This window comes from Arthrobacter sp. Soil_N43, assembly GCF_057655195.1.
The window spans coordinates 83,246-99,741 of sequence record NZ_JBDGML010000118.1 but is presented as its reverse complement, the minus strand read 5'-3'; the positions used below and the strand labels follow the sequence as shown (position 1 = coordinate 99,741).

At 67.2% G+C, this 16,496-nt stretch carries 16 protein-coding genes; 7 read left to right on the top strand and 9 right to left on the bottom strand.

Annotated elements, in window-relative coordinates; translation table 11 throughout:
- Positions 1-68 precede the first annotated feature (68 nt).
- Together AC3A3W_RS18705 and radA are read left to right on the top strand one after the other, a co-directional pair.
- Positions 69-1,193, top strand: coding sequence for an FUSC family protein (locus tag AC3A3W_RS18705; RefSeq protein WP_487444503.1), 1,125 nt, complete (start codon positions 69-71; stop codon positions 1,191-1,193).
- Between the two features lie 68 nt (positions 1,194-1,261).
- The gene (gene radA / locus AC3A3W_RS18700; protein ID WP_205655169.1) at positions 1,262-2,635 is read left to right on the top strand and encodes a DNA repair protein RadA; all 1,374 of its coding nucleotides are present in this window, start codon (positions 1,262-1,264) and stop codon (positions 2,633-2,635) included.
- Here radA and AC3A3W_RS18695 read toward each other — a convergent pair.
- Both AC3A3W_RS18695 and AC3A3W_RS18690 read right to left on the bottom strand, forming a co-directional pair.
- Complete coding sequence (locus AC3A3W_RS18695) at positions 2,628-3,857, bottom strand: beta-ketoacyl-[acyl-carrier-protein] synthase family protein (RefSeq protein WP_487444500.1); 1,230 nt, start codon at positions 3,855-3,857, stop codon at positions 2,628-2,630. The genes radA and AC3A3W_RS18695 overlap by 8 nt on opposite strands.
- A gap of 77 nt (positions 3,858-3,934) precedes the next feature.
- A complete protein-coding gene (locus tag AC3A3W_RS18690; protein ID WP_487444499.1) occupies positions 3,935-5,548 on the bottom strand; it encodes a peptide chain release factor 3 in 1,614 nt (537 codons plus the stop codon).
- Between the two features lie 382 nt (positions 5,549-5,930).
- Between AC3A3W_RS18690 and disA the strand changes: the two genes are divergently transcribed.
- A complete protein-coding gene (disA, locus tag AC3A3W_RS18685; RefSeq protein ID WP_205655154.1) occupies positions 5,931-7,007 on the top strand; it encodes a DNA integrity scanning diadenylate cyclase DisA in 1,077 nt (358 codons plus the stop codon).
- On the opposite strand, the gene AC3A3W_RS18680 is transcribed toward disA, so the two are convergent.
- Entirely contained in the window at positions 7,004-7,732 is a 729-nt protein-coding gene (locus AC3A3W_RS18680; protein WP_487444498.1) for a hypothetical protein, read from the bottom strand. The genes disA and AC3A3W_RS18680 overlap by 4 nt on opposite strands.
- Before the next feature lie 261 nt (positions 7,733-7,993).
- On the opposite strand from AC3A3W_RS18680, the gene AC3A3W_RS18675 reads away from it, so the two are divergent.
- The 3 genes from AC3A3W_RS18675 to AC3A3W_RS18665 all read left to right on the top strand — a co-directional run bounded on the left by AC3A3W_RS18675 (position 7,994) and on the right by AC3A3W_RS18665 (position 10,255).
- The gene (locus tag AC3A3W_RS18675; RefSeq protein ID WP_487444497.1) at positions 7,994-8,440 is read left to right on the top strand and encodes a hypothetical protein; all 447 of its coding nucleotides are present in this window, start codon (positions 7,994-7,996) and stop codon (positions 8,438-8,440) included.
- Positions 8,441-8,647: 207 nt separating this feature from the next.
- Entirely contained in the window at positions 8,648-9,466 is an 819-nt protein-coding gene (locus AC3A3W_RS18670) for an HhH-GPD family protein (RefSeq protein WP_487444495.1), read from the top strand.
- A gap of 135 nt (positions 9,467-9,601) precedes the next feature.
- On the top strand, positions 9,602-10,255 hold the full coding sequence (locus AC3A3W_RS18665) for a hypothetical protein (RefSeq protein ID WP_487444494.1): 654 nt from the start codon (positions 9,602-9,604) through the stop codon (positions 10,253-10,255).
- 24 nt (positions 10,256-10,279) lie between these two features.
- Here AC3A3W_RS18665 and dhaM read toward each other — a convergent pair whose 3' ends face one another.
- The 5 genes from dhaM to AC3A3W_RS18640 form a co-directional block, all read right to left on the bottom strand.
- Positions 10,280-10,960, bottom strand: coding sequence for a dihydroxyacetone kinase phosphoryl donor subunit DhaM (dhaM, locus tag AC3A3W_RS18660; protein WP_487444492.1), 681 nt, complete (start codon positions 10,958-10,960; stop codon positions 10,280-10,282).
- The gene (dhaL, locus tag AC3A3W_RS18655; RefSeq protein WP_487444491.1) at positions 10,957-11,583 is read right to left on the bottom strand and encodes a dihydroxyacetone kinase subunit DhaL; all 627 of its coding nucleotides are present in this window, start codon (positions 11,581-11,583) and stop codon (positions 10,957-10,959) included. The genes dhaM and dhaL overlap by 4 nt, the downstream gene beginning before the upstream one ends.
- 1 nt (position 11,584) lies before the next feature.
- Positions 11,585-12,586 carry a dihydroxyacetone kinase subunit DhaK gene (dhaK, locus tag AC3A3W_RS18650; RefSeq protein WP_487444489.1) on the bottom strand — a complete coding sequence of 334 codons (1,002 nt, stop codon included), beginning with the start codon at positions 12,584-12,586 and terminating at the stop codon, positions 11,585-11,587.
- Between the two features lie 277 nt (positions 12,587-12,863).
- Positions 12,864-14,099 (bottom strand): ZIP family metal transporter, encoded by a 1,236-nt coding sequence (locus AC3A3W_RS18645; protein ID WP_487444487.1) that lies wholly within the window; start codon positions 14,097-14,099, stop codon positions 12,864-12,866.
- Positions 14,096-15,163 carry a multicopper oxidase domain-containing protein gene (locus tag AC3A3W_RS18640; protein WP_487444485.1) on the bottom strand — a complete coding sequence of 356 codons (1,068 nt, stop codon included), beginning with the start codon at positions 15,161-15,163 and terminating at the stop codon, positions 14,096-14,098. The genes AC3A3W_RS18645 and AC3A3W_RS18640 overlap by 4 nt, the downstream gene beginning before the upstream one ends.
- 70 nt (positions 15,164-15,233) lie before the next feature.
- On the opposite strand from AC3A3W_RS18640, the gene AC3A3W_RS18635 reads away from it, so the two are divergent.
- Positions 15,234-15,908 (top strand): metal-dependent transcriptional regulator, encoded by a 675-nt coding sequence (locus tag AC3A3W_RS18635; RefSeq protein WP_487444483.1) that lies wholly within the window; start codon positions 15,234-15,236, stop codon positions 15,906-15,908.
- A 4-nt stretch (positions 15,909-15,912) separates the two neighbouring features.
- Here AC3A3W_RS18635 and AC3A3W_RS18630 read toward each other — a convergent pair whose 3' ends face one another.
- Positions 15,913-16,431, bottom strand: coding sequence for an amino-acid N-acetyltransferase (locus AC3A3W_RS18630; protein WP_487444482.1), 519 nt, complete (start codon positions 16,429-16,431; stop codon positions 15,913-15,915).
- Positions 16,432-16,496 lie beyond the last annotated feature (65 nt).

The following is a 16,496-nucleotide window of genomic DNA, read 5'->3' as shown; positions in this document are numbered from 1 at the left end:
GCGGGAGTGCCCGCGCCGCCGCGGCCCCTTGGAAAATCCTCGGCTGCACCGGGCAATAGACTGAAGCCATGGCCCAGACAGGACTCTCCGCAAGCAGACGGTTCCTGCGCGGAAGGATCCGCACAGGCATAGTGCGGAGCCGCAATTCATTGATCCCGGCCATCCAGATGACGGTCTGTGCGGTGGGCGCCTACGCGTTCGCGGAGTACGTCCTGGGGCACTCCGGTCCCCTGTTCGCCGCGACCTCATCCCTGATTGCACTGGGGTTCTCGCGTGATCCGCGGCTGCGGCGCGTGATCGAAGTGGGGCTCGGCTGCACCATCGGCATTGCCGTTGGTGACCTGCTGCTCCACTGGCTGGGCGCCGGAATCTGGCAGGCCGCCGTCGTGCTTCTGTTTTCCATCCTGCTGGCCCGGTTCCTGGACAGCGGCACCATCTTCACCACACAGCTGGGGCTGCAGTCACTCCTCGTGGTGCTGCTGCCGGCACCGCCCGGCGGTCCGTTCACCCGCAGCATCGATGCGGTGGTCGGCGGGATTTTCGCCCTGCTGGTCACCATCCTGATGCCCAAGGACCCGCGGCGGGAACCGCGCAAGGACGTCCGGAATCTGCTCCACGAACTGGCCGAAGTGCTCCGCGAATGCGCCTCGGCGCTGGTGGAGAGCGATTCCACGCAGGCATGGCATGCGCTTGTCCGCGGCCGGAACTGCCAGCCACTCGTGGACGCGATGCGGCAGTCGCTGCGGGCATCCGGCGAGGTGGCCACGCTGGCGCCGGCCTACCGCAGGCACCGCGACGAGCTGGACAGGCTGGAGCAGTCGCTGGACTTCATCGACCTCGCACTGCGCAACAGCCGGGTCTTCGCGCGCCGGCTGACCAGTGCCATCAACCATGCGGCGCTCTCCGATGAAGCCATCGACAACATCGCCGAGGTCCTGCAGGAGACGGCGGCCGCCATCGATGAGCTCTCGCTCGGGCTGGCAGAAGTCCACGACGGCGTCCGCCGCACCCACCTGCGCACGGCCCGGGCGGACCTGAGCGTGATCGCCGCCCGGCTGCATCCGCGGCTGCTGAAGGTGGAGCGGTTGGAGGGAGAAACCGTGGTGATGCTGTTCCGGCCGCTGATGGTGGACCTGCTGGAAGCCACCGGCATCGATTCCCGCGAAGCCCGCGACATCCTTCCGCCGCTGTAGCCTCCCACCGGTTGAGCACGTCGAAACCGGGGAACGCGAATGTCATACCCGGCGGATAGTGTGGAGCAATGGCTACAAAGACGTCCCGGGCCGCCAAGGCGCCGGGCTATAAGTGTGCGGAATGCGGCTGGACCACGGTCAAATGGGTGGGGCGCTGCGGCGAGTGCCAGGCATGGGGCACCGTTGAGGAAACCGGCACCGCTGTAGCACGTACGACGGCGGCCACTTCAGTTCTGGAGCCCGCCCGCCCCATCGCCGAGGTGGACGCCACCACGGCGGCTTTCCTTCCCACGGGTGTGGACGAGCTGGACCGCGTCCTGGGCGGCGGGGTGGTGCCCGGCGCCGTCATCCTGCTGGCAGGGGAACCCGGCGTCGGAAAGTCCACCCTGCTGCTGGACGTTGCCGCGAAATTCGCCCGCACGGGCCAGAGCGTCCTGTACGTCACCGGGGAGGAATCCGCCGCCCAGGTCAAGCTGCGCGCCGAGCGCATCGACGCCATCGCAGACACCCTCTACCTGTCCGCCGAGACGGACCTCGGCCAGGCCCTGGGCCAGGTGGAGAAGGTGGAGCCGAAGCTTCTCGTGGTGGACTCGGTCCAGACGCTGAGCAGCGCGGACGTGGAGGGGAGCTCCGGCGGCGTGTCCCAGGTGCGCGAAGTGGCAGCCTCCATCATCGCCGCCGCCAAGCGCCGCAACATGACCACGCTGCTGGTGGGACACGTGACCAAGGACGGCTCCATTGCCGGCCCGCGGCTGCTCGAGCACCTCGTGGATGTGGTGTGCCAGTTCGAAGGCGAGCGCCATTCCCGGCTCAGGCTGCTCCGGGCGGTGAAGAACCGGTACGGGCCCACTGACGACGTGGGCTGCTTCGACCTCAACGAGGACGGCATCGTGGGCCTGGCCGACCCGAGCGGGCTCTTCGTCACCCGCACCAAGGACCCTGTGTCCGGCACCTGCATCACCGTCACCATGGAGGGCCGGCGGCCGCTGCTCGCCGAGGTGCAGTCCCTGCTGGCCGAAAGCCCCAATTCGCAGCCACGGCGGGCAACCAGCGGCTTGGACAGCTCCCGCGTGGCCATGCTGCTGGCAGTGCTGCAGCAGCGCGCCGGCTGCCTGCTGCACAAGGACGACTCCTACGTGGCCACCGTGGGAGGTGTGAAGCTGAGCGAGCCTGCGACGGACTTGGCGGTTGCCCTTGCCGTCGCGTCCGCCAAGGCCAAGAAGCCGCTGCCGCAGCGGCTGATCGCCTTTGGTGAAGTGGGGCTGGCCGGCGAAGTGCGGCCTGTTCCGGGCATTAACCAGCGCATCCAGGAGGCGCACCGGCTGGGCTTCACGCACGCCGTGGTTCCGTCCAGCCACAACGGCCCGGGCCCCATTCCGCCGGGATTCTCGGTGCGGGAGGTCGGTCACCTTGCCGAGGCGCTGAGCCTGCTGATCAGCTAGTAATTACCAGCGCCACGCTGTGCCCGCCGAAACCGAAGGCGTTGACCATCCCCGCCGCCGCCGTGCTGCCGTGCACGGTCCTGGTGAGAACGTTGAGGTCCACTTCCGGGTCGAGGCCGCCGATGTTGCGGGTTCCGGGCAGGTCACCGGTCCTGAGGGCCCGCAGCGTGGCGATGGCGCCGAGCGCCCCGGCCCCGCCGAGCAGGTGGCCGGTGAGTGACTTGGTGGACGTCACCGGCACGGTGTTGCCGATCACGGCCTTGATGGCCTGCGCTTCCAGTCGGTCGCCCACCGGAGTGGAGGTCGCGTGGGCATGAACGAAGCCGATGTCCGCGCCGCTCAGGCCGGCCGAGGCGAGCGCCTTCTCCATGACGCGGCGCTGCATGTCCGGGTCCGCGGCCACGATGTCGCTGGCGTCCGAGGTCACGGCGCCCCCCGCTATCGCGCCGAGGACCTCCGCCCCGCGGGCCCGCGCGTGTTCCTCGCTTTCGAGCACCAGGATTGCGGCACCCTCCGCGATGACGAAGCCGTCGCGTTCCCGGTCGAAGGGACGGGAGGCCCCCTGCGGATCGTCGTTGCGCGTCGATAGTGCGCGGATCTGCGCGAATCCGCTGATGATGAGGTCGTTCACGCACGCATCAACGCCGCCGGCGATGACGACGTCGGCCGCTCCGGACCGGATCATTTCGGCACCTTGGGCAATGGCTTCCGCGCCGGACGCGCAGGCGCTGACGGGGGTGCGTGCCCCGCCGCGGGCGCCCAGGTCGATGGAAACCCAGGCCGACGGGCCGTTGACCATGATGCGGGTCAGCGTGTGCGGGGAAACCTTGCGCGGGCCGCTGTTGTCCAGTTCCCGGGTCTGGGCAAGCGTGGTGTCCAGTCCCCCGTAGCCGGAGCCGATGACGACGGCGAGCCGGTCGGGGTCGACGTCGGGGGTTCCGGCCTGCACCCAGGCCTCGCGGGCGGCAACGAGCGCGAGTTGCCCGCAGCGGTCCATCCGCTTGAACTCGCGGGTGGTCAGCAGCGCAGCCAGGTCAGCCGTGACCCGGCCCGCGATCCGCACCGGAAGCTGCTGCGCCCAGTCCTCGTCGAGCACGGAGATGCCCGACGTCCCGGCCAGCATGGCATTCCACGTTGCGGCAGCGGTGGAACCGAGCGGGTTCAGCGTGCCCGTTCCGGTAACGACCGCTTTGGGATAAACCGCCCGGGGAACTGCAGACATGACACACCTTGCTTCCTGGAACTGGAGCTGAAGTCCCGTGGGTATTCGGATCAGAACGGCATGCGGATTGCGGGCCGCTACTTGGCGGGGTTGTGCGTCCCGATCGGCACGAGCGTGAGGTCAGGGTGGTTCTTCTCAATGCGGCGCAGCGCCCACACGTCGTTGAAAAGAGCGAGGTACTCGCCGTCGGACCGCAACAGCACCTCGGCGCCGATCACGTTGGCCAGCGCCGGCATGGCGTCCGCCGTCGAAATCCTGGCCATGGAATACGGCAGGCGCTCGAGGCGCATCGGCGCGCTGAAGTCGTGCGCCATGCGATCCTCCACCACCTCGAACTGCATGGGGCCGACGGCGGCAAGCACCGGCGCCTGGTCCCCGCGGACGTCGGAGCGGAGCACCTGGATAACGCCCTCGTGCTCGAGCTGCTCGATGCCGCGGCGGAACTGCTTGAAGCGGCTGGGGTCCTTGGACCTTGCCACCTGGAAGTGCTCCGGCGCAAACAGCGGAATGGCAGGGAACTCCACAGGCTCCTCAAGGAAGAGGCTGTCCCCCACGCGCAGCGAGGAGGCGTTGACCAGGCCCACTACGTCGCCCGGGAAGGCCTCGTCGATGACCTCGCGTTCGCGTCCGAACACCTGCTGGGCGTACTTGGTGGCGAAGGACTTGCCGGTGCGCGTCTGCGTGACCACCATGCCGCGCTCGAAAACCCCCGAGCAGACGCGGATGAAGGCCACGTGGTCCCGGTGGGCCTTGTTCATGCCCGCCTGGACCTTGAAAACGAACCCTGCGAAGGGCGATTCCACCGGACGCGGCTGGCCGTCCACGTCCGGACGCGGCGCAGCGGGCGGGGCGAAGTCCACGAGGGCGTCCAGGATCTCCTTGACGCCGAAGTTCAGCGCGGCGGAGCTGAACAGGATGGGCGTGGCCTTGCCGGCGTGGAAACTCTCCACGTTGAATTCAAGGTTGGATTCAATGACGAGTCCGGCTTCGTCGACAGCGTTGGACCAGTCATCGCCCTGGCTCTCGGCCGCTTCCTCCGGGGTGAAGTACTCGGTCAGCGCGATGTTGGCGCCGGCGTTGTTCCGCTGGAAACGCGCGAACCGGTCGTTGCGCAGGTCCCACACCCCGCGGAAGTCCCCGGAGATACCGACGGCCCAGGTCAGCGGCATGGGCTGCAGGCCGGTGCGTTCGGTGATTTCGTCCATCAGCGCCAGCGCGTCCAGGCCGGGACGGTCCCACTTGTTGATGACCGTGATGATGGGCAGGTTCCGCTGCTTGCACACCTCGAACAGCTTCATGGTCTGGGTTTCCAGGCCCTTGGCGGCATCCACCAGCATCACGGCGCAGTCGACGGCTGCCAGCACGCGGTAGGTGTCTTCGGAGAAGTCGGCGTGGCCGGGGGTGTCCAGCAGGTTGATCACAGTGTCCCGGTAGGAGAACTGGAGCGCGGCGGAGCTGATGGAGATGCCGCGGTCCTTCTCCATCTGCATCCAGTCCGAGACCGTTTCCTTGCGGTTGGATTTGCCGCTGGACGCGCCGGCGGTCCCGATCACCTTGGCATGCAGCGCCAGGGCTTCGGTCAGCGTGGACTTGCCGGCGTCCGGGTGGGAGATGACAGCGAAGGTCCGGCGCCGGGACGCCTGCTTGTGAATCTCGTGGACCCGGGCGGGGCTGAGGACTTCTTGGGACACGGTGCTACTTTCGCTGGGATCCGCGGAGGACCCTGGGTGTGGAAATGGAAAACTTTGGACCGGATTCCTGGAAACAGGGTTCTGGAGTCTGGAAGGCGGGCGGCAGCAGGGCACGCAAGCCAAGGCTTCAAGTTTATCGCAGGGGCGGAAGCCTGACGGAAAGCGGGACAAAATGGCGACTTGCCGGCCGCCGTCGGACGCACTCCGGAAGCCCTCCCCGCGGGCCCCAAACGGGCCACTTTGAGGCTTGCCCCTGCGGTTCTTGGGGTAATGTACGTCTAGGATGGTGCATGCGGGAAACCGAGTACTTTTGATCCTGCCGGCGGACTCGTGAAAACCGGCAAACCTGCAGGCCACGCCTGCACCTTTGAAGGGAATGTCTATGGCTCGCAGCCCTGAAGAATCGCTGAAAGCGACTTTGGGGAGGGTGGCCCCGGGAACCCCGCTGCGGGACGGGCTGGAACGCATTCTCCGCGGCCGCACCGGCGCACTGATCGTCCTGGGTTCGGACCGGACCATCGACTCGATCTGTTCGGGCGGCTTCGACATCGGCATCGACTTTTCCCCCACGAGACTGCGGGAGCTGGCCAAAATGGACGGTGCCATCATCTGCGACAGGGACGCCGGCAACATCCTCCGCGCGGCCGTCCAGCTGGTGCCGGACCCGAGCATCGAAACCCAGGAATCCGGCACCCGCCACCGTACCGCCGAGCGCGTGGCCATCCAGACCGGCGTCCCGGTGATCTCGGTGAGCCAGTCCATGCAGATCATCGCGCTCTACGTGAACGGGCTGCGGCACGTGCTCGAGGGCTCCGAGAAGGTCCTGGCCCGGGCCAACCAGGCCCTTGCAACGCTTGAACGCTACCGCTCCCGGCTCGACCAGGTCACCAGCTCACTGTCTGCACTGGAAATCGAGGCCATGGTCACCGTCAGGGACGTGGCCGTCACCCTGCAGCGGCAGGAGATGGTGCGCCGCATTTCCGAGGAAATCTCCCAGTACGTGCTGGAGCTGGGCGAGGACGGCAGGCTCCTGTCCCTCCAGCTGGACGAGCTCACGGTGGGCCGGGGCCCCGGCAGCGACATCATCATCCGCGACTATGCAGGGCCCAACGCCTCTCCCGAGGACATTGACGGCGCCGTCAATGCCCTCCTCAGCCTGGGCCCGACCGAACTCATCGACCTCAGCAAGATCGCGGGCATCATCGGCTTCGCTGGCGGGGTGGAAACCCTGGACGCTGTCGTACAGCCGCGCGGCTACCGTCTGCTGTCCGGGCTCAAGGCTGTGCCCAAGGCTGTGGCGGACCGCCTCGTGGACCACTTCGGCGGGCTGCAGCACCTGATGGCCGCCACCATCGACGACCTCATGACCGTGGACGGCATCGGCGACCAGCGCGCCCGCACGGTCCGCGAAGGCCTCAGCCGCATGGCCGAAGCCAGCCTGCTAGACCGCTTCCTCTAACCCAGCTGGAAGACCGCCGGCGGGCTCACCTTGGGGCCAAGCTTGGCGATGAACACGTAGTAGCCGGCACCTACGCCGTCCGGGATCTCCCCACAGCCCTGCAGCGAGCGGTTGCGGGGCCAGGGAAAGTTCGCCGTTTCGCTCTTGCCGGGTTCGATCGTCCTGACGAGGTCGTCGCTCTCAGCCTGGCAGTCCTTCGACGAGAAGACGCGGTCAGAGCCACTGGTGACCAGGAACTCCATCTGCGACGTTCCGATGTTCACCTTGCACGGGAGCTTCCCGCCATTGGCCACCTTGAGCGTGAGCACCGGCTTCTCATCGGGACCGTAGGCGGCCTTGTTCGTGCCCGCCGTGACAGTCACGAGTTTCTGGTCGCATGTGGGTGAGGCCGACGGCGTGGCGGAAGGAGTGGCCGACGGTGAGGGCTGGCCACTCGGGCCCGGCGAGCCGTCTGCGCCGGTAGAGGACGTTTGCTCGCTGGAGGGGTTCAGCGCGCCGGACACCGTGGCAATGCCGCCGGCCGTCAGGCCCACCACGAGCAGCAGCGCTCCGCCGGCAAACTGCCGACGGCGGCGGTAGACGGCGGCGCTCGGCTTGCGGACGGCGCCCTGCGGGCGGGCCACCGCCTTCTTCCCTGGCTGCGGTTTGCCCTGCGGCGTTTTGCCTGACGGCGTTTTGCCTGACGGCGTTTTGCCCTGCGGCGGCTTGCCCTGCTGTGTCTTCACTGCTCCGTCGTCCCCATTGTGTTTGCGTTGCTGGCGCGGCCTTTCGATGCGCCGGAGGCCGGGCCCGGCTGGTGCCGGGCTCCCTGCCTGCCTGTCTTTATAGGCTAGGGAATGGCGGGGATTCCCCTGCACCACCACGCCGTGGCCAGGGGTTAACCATGTCCAATTCGTTGTCTGATTTCCCGTGACAACTGTCAGCAAGGCTTACTAAAATTGAATCCCGGTTACCACTTATCGGGGTCGAGTAGGAGAGGACCACTGATGGTAGATCATGTGTCTGGCGGTCACCTTGAACGCGTCGTACTGCCCCTGACGTTTGGAAAGCACCAGAGCCAGGGAGCGGAGTTCACGGTGCTGGCAGTGGAAATCTGGAATACCGGCGTCGTGGTGAACCTGCATTTGGCGTCAACCAACGGAACCGAACCGCAAACCCCGGACATCGTCGTCCAGGACCATTTCGGTACCGAGTACAAGCTGGACGAAGTTGCCACGGTAGGGTCCCGGCAACTGCAGTTCTTCTCGCCGTCGATCCCCGAAGGAACGCGGAGCCTGACCATCCGGTCCGTGGATCCGGACGGGGCCAGCTTCGTGGTTACCCTCGCCGTGCCGGCTCCGAACGGCCGCGGCGGCGAAACCGTCCACGGACATGTGAAACGCCTCCGCCCAAGGGTGGAAACCGGGCCGGACCTGCATCAAGAGGCCAGCTGACCGCAGCCGGCCGGCCCGGCCCGCCGGGATTTCAACTAGAGTATTGGCATCAAAACCACAACCGATGACCTAGCCGCGCCCGCGTGCGCCAGCCCGGAGCTGACCGCAATCCACCAGTCCCTGCTGGACTGGTTCGCGGACGAAGCCCGTGACCTGCCGTGGCGCCTGCCTGACTGCTCGCCGTGGGGCGTCCTCGTCAGCGAAATCATGCTCCAGCAGACCCCCGTGGTGCGTGTTCTTCCCGTCTGGGAGGAATGGCTCCGGCGCTGGCCTGAACCCGCCGATCTTGCCAGCGAACCAGCCGGGCAAGCCGTACGCGCCTGGGGCCGCCTGGGTTATCCCCGGCGCGCCCTCCGGCTCCACGCCGCAGCGGTTGCCATCGGGCAGGACCACAGCGGAAAGGTACCGGCCGACTACACCGAGCTGCTCGCTCTTCCCGGCGTGGGTAGCTACACGGCCGCCGCCGTCGCCGCCTTCGCCTTTGGCCGGCGCGAGACGGTGGTGGACACCAACATCAGGCGCGTCCACGCGCGCCTCTTTTCAGGAGCGGCGCTGCCGTCGCCGGCGCTGACGGCGGCCGAGATGCGCCTTGCTGCGCAGCTGTTGCCGGACGACGCGGGAACGTCGGTCCGGTGGAACGCTGCGGTCATGGAGCTGGGCGCCCTGGTCTGCACGGCGCGCGCGCCGAAATGTTCCGCATGCCCTGTGCGTGAAAGGTGCTCGTGGCGGGCGGCCGGCGAGCCACCGCCGTCGTATGTGCCAAAGGGGCAGGCCTGGCACGGCACGGACCGGCAGGTACGCGGAGCCGTGATGGCCGTTTTGCGGCTGGCGGATTCCCCCGTACCCGCCGAAATGTTGCAGCAGGCTCCCGCCGACCTCGGCTTCGAGCCATCCGGGACGGGGGTACCGCTCGCCGCCCTGCATAGGCTGAACTCGGCGCCGGAACAGCTCGAACGGGCGCTGGCCGGACTTCTGGAAGACGGCCTTGCAGAGCTGCACCAGGGCGGGTACCGGCTGCCGGGATAGTGGACCGAACCCGCGTTCCGCTGAGCCGGGTTTTGATCTCAAATTGGCAGTCGTTGCGGTGCCAGGGGTAACGATGTCTGCACCACTTTCCTCCTACACCTCCGCACACCATTGGGCCGGATCTACCCTGAAGTCATGGGCAGGACAAAGGTACTTTTGGCCACAATTGCGACGACTGTGCTTGTCTCCGGATGCCACGTGTTCGAGGTGGCCTGCCCGGCGATTGCCCAGGCGTCAGGGGTGTCGGTGACGGTGGCGGCCAGCTACGCGCCGGCAGTGAAGGCCCTCCACCTCAAGGCATGCCAGGACGGCGTTTGCCGGGAGGGTTACCTGGAACTGGTGCCGGGCAGCATTTCCGTGGACCAGGGCTGTGAGCCCTACGTTCCGGAGCCGGGCCTTCCGAAGCCCGGCGCTCCAGGGCAAGTCGATCCTGGGCAGGGCGTTCCCGGGTCCACAGGGCAGGGCGTACCCGAGCCGGCCGTCCCGAAGCCTGCAGTTCCAGAGACCGCCGTTCCGGAGTCCGGCGGCGGCGGACCCGACCGCGTGTGCTCGGCCACGGCATCGCCGGACGGGACCAAGCGGGGGATGCTCATGCTGGATGTCCTGACAGAGTCGCCGATGGTCGTCACGACGTCGGGAACCTCCATCGACGGAAGCCCCCTGCCCGTGCGCACGCTGCGCTTCAGTCCACGGGGCGACTACCCGTTCGGCGAGCCGTGCGGGCGGTTTGTCTCCGCTTCCGTAGTGCTGGATGAAGCCAGCCTCCGCCAGGACCGCCCTGCCGGCTAGCTTCCGCCCTGCTGCATCGTGCCGTCAGGGCTCCCCGAACCCCGTCCGGACAAGTCCCCCCACGTACTCGACGGCACGCTCCGCGTCCGGGCCGGATGCCTCGACGTGCAACACCGAGCCCTTGCCTGCACCAAGGGTCATGAGCCCTGTCATCGAGGCTCCGTCCACCCCGTTCACGGTCACCACCACATCCATTCCGGACAGGCCTCCGGCGATCTTGGCCGCCGGCCTGGCGTGCATGCCCGCGAGGTTGATGAGCTCGAAGTCACCGGTTGCGTCCGGTACCAGCTGGCCCTCGGCAGCAGCCGTGCCTGCGTGTTCATCCTTCGGGCCGCCGTGGGCAGCCTCGGCCGCGCGCCGCACATCGTGCACGGTGGCGCCGCCCTGGGCCGCTACGGCCGCCGCCACCAGGCCCTCCACCACCGGCGCGTCCGCCAGTAGGACGGTGGCGGGACCGTCAGCGAACTCCAGGGCCGATTCCGCCGTCATCACAGCCGACCCCAGATCGGTAAGCACCACCACGCCGTCGTCTCCGGATGCCTCTTCGAGCGCGGCCATCACCTTTTCCAGGCTGGTGCCGATGCGTCCGTCCGAGGTGCCGCCGGCCGGCACCATCAGTACGTCCGGCGCCATCTGGGCAGCAAGTTCCACGGCTCCCTGTGCGATCTTGTCGCTGTGGGACACCACAACGATCCGCACCGTCACGCCGCGGCCCCGGCCGCTGCCCGGAGAATGAGTGCGCTGGACGCAGCGCCGGGATCACGGTGCCCGGCGCTCCGCTCGCCGAGGTAGCTTGCGCGTCCCTTGCGGGCCACAAGCGGATCGGTAGCCACAGCGCCCGCCTCGGCAGCCTCTGCCGCCGCGATCAGCACGGACAGTGTATCCCCGCCAGCCGCCGCCGCCAGGGCCGCATCGACGGCCGGAGTCCACGCATCCACCATGGTCTTGTCACCGGACTCGGCCTTCCCCCGGGCGACGATGCCGTCGCGCGCGGCGCCCAGTGCCGCTGCCAGGGTCGGGGCATCGATGTAGGCGGCATCGCCGAGAGCCGTCGCCGCCCGCAGGAACGCGGTGCCGTAGAGGGGGCCGGCGGCGCCGCCCACCTTGGACATCAGGGCCATGGCTGTCAGCTTGAGCGCGGCACCGGGGGTGTCGGGCGGGGTTTCGGCCAGCTTGTCCAGTACAGCCTGGAAGCCGCGGTCCATGTTCTCCCCGTGGTCGGAGTCGCCGATGGCCCGGTCAAGTTCAATGAGCCACACGCGGTGCTCGGCCATTGCCTGTGCGGACAGCGTCAGCCATTTGACGGCCCATGTGACGTCGAGCCCCACGTCATACCCCCCAGCGCAGGGCAGCAGTGTGCACGGGTGCGTCCCACAGGGCAGTCAGTTCGTCGTCAAGCCGCAGCACCGAGATGGAGCAGCCCTGCATTTCGAGCGAGGTGATGTAGTCGCCCACGAGCGAACGCTCCACCGTGGCGCCCCTTTCGCCCAGGACCTGGGCTGCCCGGCGGTACACGATGTAGAGCTCGCTCAGCGGCGTGCCGCCCATGCCGTTGACGAACAGGAGCACCTTGTCCCCGGTGGCGATGCCGAGGTCCCCCAGAATAGGTTCCAGCAGGCGGTCGGTGATGGCATCCGCGGCTTCCATGGCAATCCGGTGCCGGCCGGGCTCGCCATGGATCCCGATGCCGATTTCCATTTCATTGTCCTCGAGGTCGAAACTGGGCGATCCGGCGTGCGGCACCGTGCACGCCGAGAGGGCGACGCCCATGGTCCGGACGTTCTGGTTCACCCGGTTCCCGATGGCCGCAACAGCGTCAAGGTCATCGCCACGCTCGGCAGCGGCGCCGGCAATCTTCTCGACCAGCACCGTGCCGCCCACTCCCCTGCGGCCGGCCGTATAGAGGGAGTCCTCGACGGCGACGTCGTCATTAACGAGCACCGTGCGGATCTCCACGCCTTCCGCCTGGGCCATCTCGGCTGCAGTCTCGAAGTTCAGCACGTCACCGGTGTAGTTCTTGACGATATGGACCACACCCGCGCCCGAGTTGACCGCGAGCGTGGCGGGGATGATCTGATCGGGCGTCGGCGAGGTGAACACGGCGCCGGGCACGGCGGCGTCGAGCATTCCCAGGCCGACAAAGCCTGCGTGGAGCGGTTCATGACCGCTGCCCCCGCCGGAGACCAGGCCTACTTTGCCTGCCACGGGAGCATCCCGGCGCGTCACATACTTTGGTTCCGGATGGACTGTCACGAGGTCGGCGTGGGCAAGCCCAAACCCCTCCACTGATTCGTCCACCACAGCACGCGGGTCATTGATGAGCTTTTTCACGGCCGGGCTCCTGGGGGCTCTCGGTGATTCGTCTTGGACATCCGTCAGGATGTGCTTTGACCCTACTACCGGCACCCGCCCGGCGGTAGTTCCGGCTGCAGGCGGCCGGTGAACCTCCGGGATACCGTGGGGATACCGCCGGGATACCGCCTGGATACCGCCGGGAACAGCGGAAGGGACAGCCCCCAATGACTGTCCCTTCCGTTCCTCGGATAGTTTATCCAGCAACTGTACAAAATGGAAGGCGTGCGTTGCCTCGGCGAAGATGGACTCCTGGCTAGGCCAGGACGAGCAGTCCGGTGGCGAACATCATGGCGATGCCGAGGATGACGCCTGTGGCCGTAAGCGGTGTGAGGGTGCGGCCCGCGCCGTCCTTGAGCATGGGCAAGAGTTTGACGGCGACCTGGCCGACGGCTCCGGCGCCCAGGCCGAGGAGGAACGCGGCGAGGGTGGGCTGGTAGACGGTGGCGCCGATCAGGGTTCCGAGCACAGCCGGCGCCCCGGCGATGAGGCCCAGGACTGCCAGACGGCCCATGCCGGGCCGTTCGCGGGCCAGGGGCGTGACGATGGCCAGGCCTTCGGTGGTGTTGTGGATGGCGAAGCCCACGATTAGTGACGCGCCGAGTGCGAGCGATCCGACGGCGTAGGCCGATCCGATGGCCAGCCCCTCTCCGAGGTTGTGCAGGCCGATGCCGATCGCGATCAGCAGCGCCAGCCGACCCGGAGACAGGGAAGCCTTTGGGCGGACGATGGAGGCGTCCTGGCGGCGGCGCATCCATGCGTCGGTAGCTTCCAGCACCAGGTACGAGATGAGGGCCCCCAGGATGACGACGAGCGGGCCACCGAAGGAGCTGTTGCCCGTGACGAGTTCGAACGCCTCAAGTGTGGCGTCGAAGGTCAGGAAGGCCAGCAGGCCGACGGTGAAGCCGAGCATGGCCCGGATCCAGCCGGCGGAGGAGTGCCGCACGAACGGCATCCAGAGCATTCCCATGGCCACCGGGATAACACCCACATAGATGCCGAGCAGGGCCATGAGTCCGAAGAAGGAGCTGCTGCGCTCCGGGCTGGGGGCCGCGGCGTCGATGGTGGCATTGATTTTTCCCCCGGCCGAGGTGACCAGGGCAATGTCATAGGGATCCCCGTCGACCCACTGGTAGCTGACGGTGATGGTGCTGGCCTCCATCGGTTCGAGCACGTCATCGGTCTGGGTGAAGGCTGCGTAGTAGTCCGAGACGTTCACCTGGGCAATGGCGACCGGATCGGGCCCCTGGTTGCGGACGGTGAGGACGATCTGGCCCGGGGTCAGCCGGATGTCTTCGACCGCCACGTCTTCCTTGGGCGGCACTCCCTCGCCGAGGCGCGACAGTCCGGGCCCGCTCAGGAGCGAAAACAGGCCCAGCAGGACGGCGATCAGCACCAGCGGCCCGAGACCGAGCAGCCAGCGCGGCTTCTGGCGCCGCGGCGCCGCGCCCTCTGCCTGTCCCGCCGTCGTCGGGATGTCTGTGCGGGTCATGATGAGCTCACTTCGAAGAAGCCCATCCAGCCCAGTTCGGCGAATTCTGTCTTGTGGGCGTGGAACATGTACTTGCCCGGGTACGGGAAGCGCAACTCCAGAATGCCTCGCTGGCCCTGCACCTGGGAGATGGTGTCCGTGTATTCGCTGGGCGTCAGCATCGTGCCAGTCGGGTAGTAGTGGAAGAAGTTCCCGTGGATGTGGAAGGAGTTGACCGGGTCATATTCCAGGACGTTGATCAGGTGGATCCGCACGAGCTCGTTCTGCCTGACCTGGACGGGGTAGTCCATGAAATGGAAGGGCAGGCCGTTGACGGAGTAGAACTCGTTGTCGTCCCCGCCGTCGGTGTTGTAGCCGTTCATCACCATGACCATTTCGTTGTCCGCCTTGGACCGGCCCTTTTTGGGTTCGATGATGAAGCCGCCGTAGAGGCCCTTGGCGATGTGCGGGGCCAGCGGTGACTGGTGGCAGTGGTAGAGGTGGGTGCCGAACGGGGTGGCATCGAATTCGTAGCTGAAGCTCTGCCCCGGGGCGATGGATCCGGCGCCGATTCCCGGGGTTCCGTCCATGGTTGCCCGGTGGATGCCGTGGAAGTGGATCGTGTGCGGATGCGCTCCGGCGTTGGTGAAGTGGATCCGCAGCACATCTCCCTCCCTGGCCCAGAGGGTCGGTCCGGGGATCCTGCCGTTGTAGCTCCAGCCCGGGAACGTCACTCCCGGGGCGATCTCGAACTCCCTGTCCACCGCGACGATGTCCCACTCCCGCAGCGTCCGGCCGTCAGGCAACTTGCTGGTCCTGCCGCGGTCGAAGTCGTGCAGGATGGCGGTTGGGTCAATGCCCGCCCGCTCCGGCGGGACGGAACCGCCGGCGAAGCCCGCGTGCCCGGCATGGCTGATCGATGCCTGACCCCCCGCCCCGGGATGCGAGCCGTGCCCGTGGGCGTCCTTTGCCTCTTGCGGCGTCCAGCCGACAAGTGCAGGAACTGCGGCGAATGCTGCCGCCCCGGAGAGCATGCTGCGCCGGCTCGGCAGCACGTCAACGACTGGTTTCGGCAACCCGTGCATCAGATCTCCAATGATCGAACACTCCCGTTAGGCCAGTCTAACATTCATGTTTTGTTGGTAACATCGAAGCATGACAGTCTCCGACCTGACCGCCCCTGCCCAGGACTACCTGAAGATGATCTGGTCGGCCACGGAGTGGTCGGAATCCCCCATTACCGTCGGTGCGATGGCTGAGCGGATGGGGGTGAAGCCCTCTACCGTGTCGGACGGGATCAGGCGGCTCGCCAAACAGGGGCTGGTCACCCATGCCCCGTACGGCAGCATCGAACTGACCGATGCGGGCAGGACGCACGCGGTCGAAATGGTGCGCCGGCACCGCCTTCTGGAGACGTTCCTGGTCCAGATCCTCGGATACGGCTGGGACGAAGTCCACGAGGAAGCCGAAGTCCTCGAACACGCCGTGTCTGCCACCATGATCCGGCGCATCGATGAATTGCTCGAACACCCGACACGTGATCCCCACGGAGACCCCATACCTTCCCCCGAAGGTCTCCCAAACCCTCCTGAAGGAGTCCGCCTTGCCGCGGCCGACCCGGACCGGCCGGTCACGATCACCAGGATTTCCGACGCCGATCCGGACATGCTGCGCTATTTTGCCGAACTCGGGCTAGCACCGGACACCCAGCTCACGGTCCGGGCACACCGGCCCTACGCCGACATCACCACCATTCATCTGGACGGCCGTGAAGTGGACATCGACCTCGGGTCCTCGGCCGCCGAAGCCATCTGGGTGGTCGGGAACTGAACCGCTAAAGGGTCTTGATCATCCGCGTGTTGCCGAGGGTGTTCGGCTTCACCCGGGCGAGGTCGAGGAACTCCGCCACGCCCTCGTCATGGGACCGCAGCAGTTCCGAGTACACCTGCGGATCCAGTGCCGACTGATCGGCCATCACCTCGAAGCCGTGCCGCTTGAAGAAGTCCACTTCGAACGTCAGGCAGAACACGCGCGAGACGCCGAGGGCCGCGGCTTCCGCCAGAAGGCTTTCCACCAGGGCATGGCCCACCCCCCTGCCGCGCCAGGCGTTGGAGGCCGCAAGCGTGCGGACCTCCGCCAGGTCCTCCCACATGACGTGAAGGGCGCCGCAGCCGATCACCTCGCCGTCGTCCGACTCTGCAATCCGGAACTCCTGGAGACTTTCGTAGTACGCCACCGTCTCCTTGGCCATGAGGATCCGCTCCTCGGCGAGCGGCGCCACCAGTCTCTTGATGGCGGCCACATCGCTGGTACGGGCGGGGCGGATGGTGAAGGAGTCAGTCACAGCCCCCATCTTACGGCGGCGGCTCCGGGACCCGCGGCAAGCACCGCCACCGAACCGGGACACGCAGAAGCCCC